The organism is Planctomycetota bacterium, assembly GCA_026387035.1.
Lineage (GTDB): Bacteria > Planctomycetota > Phycisphaerae > FEN-1346 > FEN-1346 > JAPLMM01.
In genome coordinates this window covers 1-4,740 of sequence record JAPLMM010000136.1, presented here as the reverse complement: position 1 = coordinate 4,740, position 4,740 = coordinate 1, and the positions used below count along the sequence as shown (strand labels likewise).

The window sequence follows — 4,740 nt, the reverse complement described above, 5'->3', positions numbered from 1 at the left end:
GGGGAACCCAATTTGCTTGCGGGTCGGCCTCGCGGCCGTATAATCGTCTGGGGTAGGTTTTTCGAGGCTCCGTTTCATGTTCTCGCTTGCCGGTTCCAGAACTGTTACGGAAGGCGCGGCGCGCGGGCTGGCGGTCGCGCTGGTGGGGATTCTCGTCGCCGGCTGCGTCGGGGATAGGGAGGCGGTCGTGCGGCGCCTGCGGGAGGACGACCCGCGGACGCAGGTGGCGGCGATCGCCCGCGTGGCCCGCTCCGGCGACCGGACGATGGCGGGAGAACTCATCGACCTGCTGGAGTCGGAGGACGAGGGGGTGCGTTTCATGGCCGCCTCGGCCCTGCACAAACTGACGGGCAAAGACCTGGGTTTTCATTTCGCGAACACCCCGGCGGAACGCGCCCGCATCGTCGCCGAATGGCGCACGTGGTGGGAAGCCGAAGGCCGGGCCGCCTGCGGAGCGCCGGCGACCGAGTCCGCCCCGCCGCCCGGCAAGGAGCCGTCGGGAGAACCACCTAAGGAGAAGGGCACATGAGCGGCCCGTTTGACTGCGATAGCGAAGACCTGAAGGTCCGTTCCCGCCGAGAGGGCAACGCGACCGTGCTCTCGGCCGAGGGCGAGGTGACTGTCTTTTCGTCGCCGGCGCTGCGGGAGGTCCTTCGCCGCGCGGCGGACGAAAAACCGGGAAGGCTCGTCCTGGACCTCTCGCAGACGTCGTATATCGATTCGAGCGGCGTCGCCACGCTCGTCGAAGCCCTCCAGAGCGTCGGCCGACACAAAGGCCAACTCGTCCTGGCGGGCATGAACGACCGCGTCCGGGGCGTGTTCGAGATTGCGCGGCTCCACACGGTTTTCCGGATCGCGTCCGACGTCGAGGAGGCTTTGCGCCCGTGAGCGACGCGCGGTTCGTCCAGTTCCTCGACCATCTCGGCGCCCAGAGCGGCGGCTTGCTGGACTATCTGGGCGGCCTCTGGTACCTGACGTGGGAAACGCTGAAGCGCGGCCTGGCCGGCATCGTCCGCCGGCCGCGAATCAAGGCCGACGAAACGTTCTATCAGATGGTGCGGCTGGGGGTGCGGGCGATCCCCATTGTCGCGCTCGTCAACCTGTTCATCGGCATGACGCTCGCGTTCACCCTGGCGCCCGTGCTGGAGACGTACGGGCAACTGGACCAACTGGCGACGGTGATCGCCAAGGCGGTCTTCCCCCAGTTGGGCCCGCTGATTGCCTCCGTCGTCCTGACGGGCTTCGCCGGGGCGGCGATCGCGGCCGAACTCGGCACGATGGTCGTCGGCGAAGAAATCTCCGCCCTTCGCACCGGTGCCATCCATCCCATCCGATTCCTCGTCGTGCCGCGAGTCGTCGCCTGCATCATCATGACCGTCTGCCTGACGGTCCTGGCAAACCTCATCGCGACGGTGGGCGGCGGCCTTATCTCCTGGGGCGTCCTGAGCCTGGACCCCTGGCAGTACTACCATACGGCCGTGGACGCCCTCATCGTCAAGGACGTCGTCACCGGCCTCATCAAGGGAGGCGTCTTCGGGTTTATCATCGTCATCGTCTCCTGTTACGAGGGCCTGAGCGTGACGGGAGGCGCGGGCGGCGTCGGACGGGCCACCACGCTGAGCGTCGTGCGGTCCATCTTCCTCATCATCACCGCCAACTGCGCCTTCACTGCCTTCTTCTACTTCATCTGGCCGGAATAGCATAAAGTGACGGAGTAACGTAGTAACGCAGATGGGATGTACCTTTTTGGCCTTGGAACGTTCTTGGGTCTAACAGGAGCAACCGGCAAATATGGCCCAAAACCGAAAACGGCCTGCAGCAGCCCGTGCCGCCTACGTCACTACGTCACTCCGTTACTCCGTCACTACGTCCCTGCGCGGCGCAAGACCATGAATAACGATAAGCCCGTTCTGGAACTCCGCGGCGTCCAGAAGGTTTTCGAGGGCCGCACCGTCCTCAAGGACATCAACCTGGAGGTCGCCCGCGGCGAGACGCTGGTCATCATCGGCGGGTCGGGCTGCGGCAAGTCGACGCTCCTGAGGACGATCATCGGCGAATATACGCCCGACGCCGGACACGTCATCCTGTGGGGCCACGACTTCTGCTGCGCAGCGCCCCACGAGAAGGACCGCCTCCGCCGACGCTTCGGCGTCCTCTTCCAGTCCGGGGCCCTCTACTCGTCCATGACGGTCGGCGAAAACGTCGCCCTCCCCTTGCGCGAGCACACCGACCTGGACGAACGCATCATCCGCATGATCATCAAAATGAAACTCGAACTCGTCGGACTCAGGGACTTCGAGGACCTCATGCCGAACCAGATCTCCGGCGGCATGCGCAAACGCGTCGGACTCGCCAGGGCCATCGCCCTGGACCCCGAACTCCTCTTCTACGACGAACCGACCAGCGGACTCGACCCCATCGCCACCAGCGTCATCGACCAACTCATCATCGACCTGAGGACGAAACTCAGCGTCACCAGCGTCGTCGTCACCCACGACATGAAAAGCGCCCTGCGGACGGCCGACCGCATCGCCATGCTCTACAACGGCGAGTTCATCGCCATCGGACCGCCGGAGGAGTTCCGCGACCCCACGGACGAGCGCGTCCGGCAGTTCGTCCAGGGCCTGGCCGACGGGCCCATCCCCCTGCGCGTCTCGAAAACCGATTACCTCTCGGACCTCTTGGGCTTTGAGCCCGCCGCAACATAAGGAGATGTCTATGCCACACCATCCCGTCCGGAACCAGGTCGTCGCGGGGGCCTTCGTCCTCCTCGCCCTCACCGCCACCGTCGTCGTCCTCGTCCTCGTAGGCGGCTGGCAGTCATGGTTCGAGGAGACGCACGAACTCCGCATCCACTTCCTGACCGCCCCGAACATCAAGGTCGGCAGCCCGGTCCTGATGGCCGGCCACCCAATTGGCCGCGTCACCGACGTCGGCGTCGTCGAGGTCCCCCGCCCGCCCGAGGCCAAGGGCCTGTGCTACAAGGTCGAGGTCCGCGCCAGGATCCCCAAGAAATACGTCCTCTACGCGAACGCGCGCATCGTCATCACGCAGAGTCTCGTCGGCCAGTCCGCCGCCGTCAACATCGCAGAGGTGGGCTTCGGCAAGCCGCTCGAAGGAGCGCTCGCGGGCGAGCAGGCATCCCCCTTCGCCGCCGCCGCCGGCGAACTCGGCATCGGCGAAGAAGAAAAAAAGGGCATCAAGGAAATCCTCCGAGACTTCCGCGAAATCGCCGCCAAGGCCAAAGAAAGCATCCCCGATACCCTCGATAAACTCAAAGCCACCAGCGCCAACCTCGCCGAAGTCTCCGAAAAAGCCAAGGGCGCCGTCGCCAAGGTCGACGCAATCCTCGACGAAAACCGCGAAAACCTCAAAAAAACCATCACCCACGCGAGCAGCCTCGCCGAAAAGGCCGACAAGGGGACCGACGAGATCCTCGTCAACGCCCGCGCCGCCTCCGCCGACCTCAAGGTCGCCGTCGCCGATTTCAAAATCGTCGCCGCCGACGCCAAAGCCCTCCTCGCCCTCAACAAAGGCGGCCTCGGCCGGACCATCCAGAACTTCAACGAGACCAGCGAACACCTCAAGGCCCTCGCCAAGGAAGTCCGACGGGCGCCCTGGCGACTCTTCGCCAAGCCCGATAAGGAAGAGGTCGAATCCTTGAACCTCTACGACGTCGCCCGCGCCTTCGCCTCCGCCGCCACAGACCTCGAAACCCTCGCCGACACGCTCCAGACCATGGTCGAGGCCAAAAAGGATGGCGTCGCCGTGGACCAGGAAATGCTCGACGGAATGCAGAAACGCCTCGAAGAAACCTTCGCCCGATACCAGGAGGCCGAGGCCGCCCTCTGGAAAGAGTTCGAACGAATCCAGAAGTGATCTCAAATTTTAGATTTCAGATTTCCGATTCTTGATATGAACAATGCCAGCCTACCGGACCGTTCGGGAGACTCACATGCTGTATGACGTTCTCATCGTCGGCGCCGGGCCCGCCGGGGCCGCCGCCGCCAAAATCCTCGCCGACCACGGCGCAACCGTCGCCCTCGTGGACGCCGCCCGCTTCCCGCGCGCCAAACCCTGCGCCGGCTGGCTCAACGCCCACGCGGTCCGCGACTTCCCCTTCCTCAACACGATTCGCCGCAAGGTCCGCGCCGCCCCCTTCCGCCACCTCCTCTTCCACTCGCCGGACCTCCAGGCCACAGCCCGGTACTCCAGCCGGTCGCACCTGGGATACATCGTCTCCCGCAAGAGGTTCGACGCGGCCCTGGTGCGCCTGGCCGCCGACGCCGGCGCCGAGACCTTCCTCGGCCGCAAAGTCGTCGCCGTCCAGGCCGCCGAACGCAACGTCACGGTGACGCTCGCCTCCGGCCGACGCCTCGTCGGCCGACTCCTCATCGGGGCCGACGGCGCCGCCGGCATTGTCGCTCGCTCCCTCGGCCTCCGCGAACGATGGACCGACCAGCAGGTGGTCGCCTGCCTCGCCAAGGACGTCCCGCTCACACGGAAGCAATCGGCCGACGGCTTCGAGGGCGCCATCCACGTCGCCCTCGGCTTCGGCGGCGCCTCGGGCTACGCCTGGGCGTTTCCGGGCGCCGGCGCCGTCAACGTCGGCATCGGCATCCGCGCCACCGAGGCCGGACGCCTGCCATCCCTCTACGACGCCTGGGTCGATGGACTCCGCCGAAAAGGCATGCTCCCCAAACGGGCGAACCTCGCCAGACCCTCCGGAGCCGTCATCCC

The 4,740-nt window shown here is 65.7% G+C and carries 6 protein-coding genes; all 6 read left to right on the top strand.

Annotation, left to right across the window (positions count from 1 at the left end; translation table 11 throughout):
- Window positions 1-76 precede the first annotated feature (76 nt).
- Window positions 77-529, top strand: coding sequence for a HEAT repeat domain-containing protein (locus NTX40_04645; GenBank protein MCX5648371.1), 453 nt, complete (start codon window positions 77-79; stop codon window positions 527-529).
- Window positions 526-888, top strand: coding sequence for an STAS domain-containing protein (locus NTX40_04640; protein ID MCX5648370.1), 363 nt, complete (start codon window positions 526-528; stop codon window positions 886-888). Before NTX40_04645 ends, NTX40_04640 begins: the two co-directional genes overlap by 4 nt.
- The gene (locus NTX40_04635; protein MCX5648369.1) at window positions 885-1,700 is read left to right on the top strand and encodes an ABC transporter permease; all 816 of its coding nucleotides are present in this window, start codon (window positions 885-887) and stop codon (window positions 1,698-1,700) included. The genes NTX40_04640 and NTX40_04635 overlap by 4 nt, the downstream gene beginning before the upstream one ends.
- Window positions 1,701-1,889: 189 nt before the next feature.
- Window positions 1,890-2,708 (top strand): ABC transporter ATP-binding protein, encoded by an 819-nt coding sequence (locus NTX40_04630; GenBank protein MCX5648368.1) that lies wholly within the window; start codon window positions 1,890-1,892, stop codon window positions 2,706-2,708.
- A 10-nt stretch (window positions 2,709-2,718) separates the two neighbouring features.
- Window positions 2,719-3,879, top strand: coding sequence for an MlaD family protein (locus tag NTX40_04625; GenBank protein MCX5648367.1), 1,161 nt, complete (start codon window positions 2,719-2,721; stop codon window positions 3,877-3,879).
- Between the two features lie 76 nt (window positions 3,880-3,955).
- Window positions 3,956-4,740 (top strand): FAD-dependent monooxygenase (locus tag NTX40_04620; GenBank protein ID MCX5648366.1); only part of this gene is annotated, 785 nt, incomplete at its 3' end.

Excerpts from the sequence above, each read along its gene's own strand:
- NTX40_04625 (MCX5648367.1), top strand. The coding sequence starts at position 2,719 with ATGCCACACCATCCCGTCCGGAACCAGGTCGTCGCGGGGGCCTTCGTC.
- NTX40_04640 (MCX5648370.1), top strand. The coding sequence starts at position 526 with ATGAGCGGCCCGTTTGACTGCGATAGCGAAGACCTGAAGGTCCGTTCC.
- NTX40_04630 (MCX5648368.1), top strand. The coding sequence starts at position 1,890 with ATGAATAACGATAAGCCCGTTCTGGAACTCCGCGGCGTCCAGAAGGTT.
- NTX40_04645 (MCX5648371.1), top strand. The coding sequence starts at position 77 with ATGTTCTCGCTTGCCGGTTCCAGAACTGTTACGGAAGGCGCGGCGCGC.